The sequence below is a fragment of the Streptomyces sp. NPDC005955 genome (genome assembly GCF_042871255.1).
In the GTDB taxonomy this organism is placed as follows: Bacteria; Actinomycetota; Actinomycetes; order Streptomycetales; family Streptomycetaceae; genus Streptomyces.
Window position 1 is genome coordinate 1 of sequence record NZ_JBIAIF010000035.1, and the last position, 4,294, is coordinate 4,294.

1 protein-coding gene is annotated in these 4,294 nt (G+C 75.5%); it reads left to right on the plus strand.

Going from position 1 to position 4,294, the window contains the following annotated elements:
• Positions 1 to 124 precede the first annotated feature (124 nt).
• Positions 125 to 4,294, plus strand: a 4,170-nt coding sequence (locus ACFYOU_RS33275; protein ID WP_391311044.1) for an SDR family NAD(P)-dependent oxidoreductase, incomplete at its 3' end; no start/stop codon positions are given.

Consider the following 4,294-nt stretch of genomic DNA (forward strand, 5'->3'; position numbering starts at 1 on the left):
TGGGGTGTTGCCGCGGACGTTGCATGTGGTGGAGCCGGTGGGTGGGGTGGAGTGGGGTGGGGTTCGGTTGTTGACGCGGGAGGTTGCGTGGGAGGGGGTGGAGGGGAGGCCGCGGCGGGCGGGTGTGTCTTCGTTCGGGATCTCGGGGACCAACGCGCACGTCATCCTCGAAGAACCCCCTGAGTTCAGCGACTCCGAGACGGTCACCGGGGGAGTGGACCAGGCCGCCGGGAGCCCGGCGCCGATCCTTCGGGACCCGCAGACCGCCTCCGGCCTCCCGGGCGTCCGCCCCGCCGGCACCGGCACCGGCACCGGCACTGGCACCGGCGAACGGAGCAGCGTTGGCGACGAGGTGACCGGGCCGCCCATGGCGCTGCCGCTGGTGCTCTCCGCCAAGACGCCGACGGCCCTGCGCACCCAGGCCCGCCGCCTGTCGGACTTCCTCTCCGGCGGCGCGGAGCCCGGGCCCGCGCACGACGGCCCCGTCGACCCGTCCGCCGTCGCGTACACCGCGGCCTGCATCCAGTCCGGGTTCGACCACCGCGCCGCCGTGCTGCCCGACGCGGACGGCGACTACCGGGGGGCGCTGGACGCCCTGGCCGCCGGGATGCCGGACGCCCTGCTGACGACCGGGATCGCGAGCGGACGCGCCCGGGCCGCCTTCGTCTTCGGCGCCGGTACCCGTACCGGCGGTACCGGCACCGCCGGTGGTGGACCGGACTCCGCCGCCGCAGCACGGGAGTTGCTGGCGGCGTCCCCCGCGTTCGCCGCGTACGTACGCGAGTGTGCCGCCGCCCTGGCGACCCATCTCGGCCGCAACGTCGCCGAGTTGACCCCCGCCGACCCTCCGGAGGCCGTGGCGTTCGTGGTGGGGGTCGGTCTCGCGCGGCTGTGGGAGCGGTGCGGTGTGCGGCCGGACGCGACGCTCGGGCAAGGCGTGGGAGAGATCGTCGCGGCCCATGTCGCCGGGGCACTGACGCTGGACGAGGCGGCACGCCTGTGCGCGGCCCACGTGCGCGGAGGCTCCGACGAGGAACTGCGAGCGGCCACGGCCGGAGTGCCCCCCCGCCGCACGAAGACCGACCTCTGCTCGTCCCGAACCGGCAGGCCGCTCGACGCCGCACGGGAGCTGACCGCCGAGCACTGGCTGCACGCCCTACGGGAACCCGCCGACCTCGACGCGGCGCTGCGCCACCTGGCCGAGGACGGCCGCCGCACCCTCGTGGGGATGCCGGCCGCCCCACTGCTCGTCGCGACACCGCACGACCGGGCCGCCGGCCACCCGGATGCGCTCGACCGTCCGCGTACACCCGACCACCCGGGTGCACCCGGCCGCGCCGAGGCGGTCGACCACCCACGGCCGCTGGACGCGCTCCGCCCCGGCGCCGCCGGCGCCGCCGGGATCCTGCTGGCGCTGAGCACCGCCTATGCGCACGGCCTGCCGGTGGACTGGCAGGCCGTCATCCCCAGACGCCCGCTGACCGTTCTCCCGACCTACCCGTTCGAGAGGCGGCGGTACTGGCTGAACGCCGACGCGCCGCGCCCGCCGCACAGCGGGGAGCATGCGCTGCTCGACACCGCCGTCACCCTCGCGGACCGCGACGCGCAGGCACTCACCGGCACCCTGTCCACCCTCACGCACCCCTGGCTGGCCGATCACCGGATCGACGGGCACACCGTGCTGCCGGGAACGGCCCTGGTCGAACTGGCCGCGCACATCGCCGCACTCGACGGCGCCGCCACGGTCACCGAACTGACCCAGGAGGCACCGGTCCGCCTCCCCGACGACGGGCGGACGGTCGAGGTCCAGTTCGTCGTCGGTGCGGTCGGTGAGACGGGGGAGCGGCCCTTCACCGTGTACGCGCGCCCCGGCCGTGCCCGACAGGCGGCGCGGGCCGCCGACTGGACCCGTCACGCCACCGGGATCCTCGCACCGCGCGCTCCCCGGACACCGACCGACTTCGACCAGGCGGCCTGGCCGCCCCCGGGCGCAGAACCGGTGGAACTGAGCAATTTGTACGCGGAGTTGGCCGAGGCCGGATACGCGTACGGCCCCGCCTTCCAGGGCCTTGAAGCGGCCTGGCGGCTCGGCGACGACCTGTGCCTCGACGTACGGCTGCCTCTCGGAACCGACACGTCCGGGTACGGCCTGCACCCGGCACTGCTGGACGCGGCGCTGCACGCGACCGTGTGGCGGGCCGCGTCCGACGGTCGCGTACGGCTGCCCTTCTCGTGGAGCGGCGTGCGGCTGTACGGCGGTGACGCGACGGAGCTGCGCGTACGGGTGTCCCCCGTCGGCCCGGACGCGGTGGCGCTGCGGATCACGGACCGTCACGGCACGCCGATGGCCGCCGTGGACTCGCTGGTGCTGCGGGCCGCTCCGGGCGGTCCCGCGGACGACGGGCTCCTGCACGTGACGTGGACCCCGCTGGCCGACGACACCGTGCCGGAGCCGGCCCCCGACGTCGATGCCGACGCGTGCTGGGTGCTCGGGTCCGCCCCGCGTTCCGGCCTCATCGCCGTCCTCGACGTGGCGGAGGCGGGTGCGCGTCTCGACGCCGGCGCCCCGCCGCCCGCCGCCGTGCTGGTGCCCTGCCTGCCGTCGGCCGTCGCGGGCGGGGAAGCCCACGTGCCCGACGCCGTGCGCCGCGCGGCCCGCAGAGCGCTGACGCTGCTCCAGAGCTGGCTGGACGACGACCGGTTCGCCGACACCCGACTGGTGTTCGTGACCCGGAGGGCGGTGCGCACGGGCGCGGGAGCTGACGGGACACCGGTGGACCTGGCCCACGCACCGCTGTGGGGGCTGGTCCGCACGGCGCGGTCGGAGCACCCGGACCGCTTCGTCCTGCTCGACCTGGACGGGGACCTCGACGAGACCCGTCTGACGCGCGAGGTGCTGACCGCCGTGGCGACCGGCGGAGCGCCGGAACTCGCCCTGCGCGACGGCGCACTGTTCGCACCGCGACTGTCGCCCGTACCCGTGCCGGCGTCCGTACCCGTGCCGGCGCCCGTGTCCCGGCCGGACGGGACGCCGGGTCCCGGCGAGGCGGCCGCCCCGACGGTGGGCCCGCACGGCACCGTCCTGGTGACCGGTGGCACAGGGGCGCTCGGTGCACGCATCGCCCGGCATCTGGTGGCCCACCACGGCGTACGGCACCTGCTGCTGACCAGCCGCAGCGGCCCGCGGGCCGCGGGAGCGGACGAGCTGGCGCGGGAACTGCGGGGCAGGGGCGTCCAGGTGCGGATCGCCGCCTGTGACTGCGCGGACCGGGAGGCACTCTCCGCGCTGCTCGAAGCCGTCCCCGCCGATCACCCGCTGACCGGCGTGGTCCACGCCGCGGGCGTCGTCCAGGACGCGACCGTCCGCGCGCTGACGTTCGAACAACTCGACGCCGTGCTCGGCCCGAAGGCCGAGGCCGCGTGGAACCTGCACGAGCTGACCCGCGCCGCCCCGCTCGCCTTCTTCGACCTCTTCTCCTCCGCCACCGGCACGCTCGGCGCCGCCGGACAGGGGAACTACACCCTGGCCAACACCTTCCTCGACGCGCTCGCCCGGCACCGCGCCGACCTCGGCCTCCCGGGCCGTTCGCTGGCGTGGGGCCTGTGGGACCTGCCGGACGGGATGGCGGGCCGGCTGACGGCGCACGACGTGGAACGCCTCGGACGCCGGACCGGGCTGCGGCCGCTCGACGCGGCCCGCGGTCTGCGCATGTACGACGCCGCCCGCGCCCTGGACCTGCCGACCGTGGTGGCGGCGGCACTCGACCCGGCGTTCGTCCCGGCGTTCCAACCGGCCACGGCTTCCGCCACCGCTCCGACCGCCGCGACCGCCGCGGATCGGACGGGGACCCCGTGGTCACGACGGCTGGCCGAACTGCCGGAGGGCGAACGGACGGCGGAGAGCCGTCGCCTGGTCATGTCGATCGCGGGCGAGGTACTGGGCGGGAGCGGCATCGACGGCGGCCTCGCGTTCCGGGACGCCGGTTTCGATTCGCTGCTGGCGGTGGAACTGCGCAACCGGCTCTGCGAAGTGACGGGACTGCGGCTGCCGCCGACCGTGGTGTTCGACCATCCGACACCGCTCGCCCTGAGCGCGTTCCTGGGCCGTCTGTTCGCGGATCCGCCGTCCGAGACCCCGTCGACCGCAACGATTCCCGCTGTTTCACCGGCCCGCACGACGAACGGGAATGCGGCCCCTGCCGATGATCCTGTGGTGATTGTGGGGATGGCTTGTCGTTTTCCTGGTGGGGTGGTGTCGCCGGAGGGTTTGTGGGATGTGGTGGTGTCGGGTGGT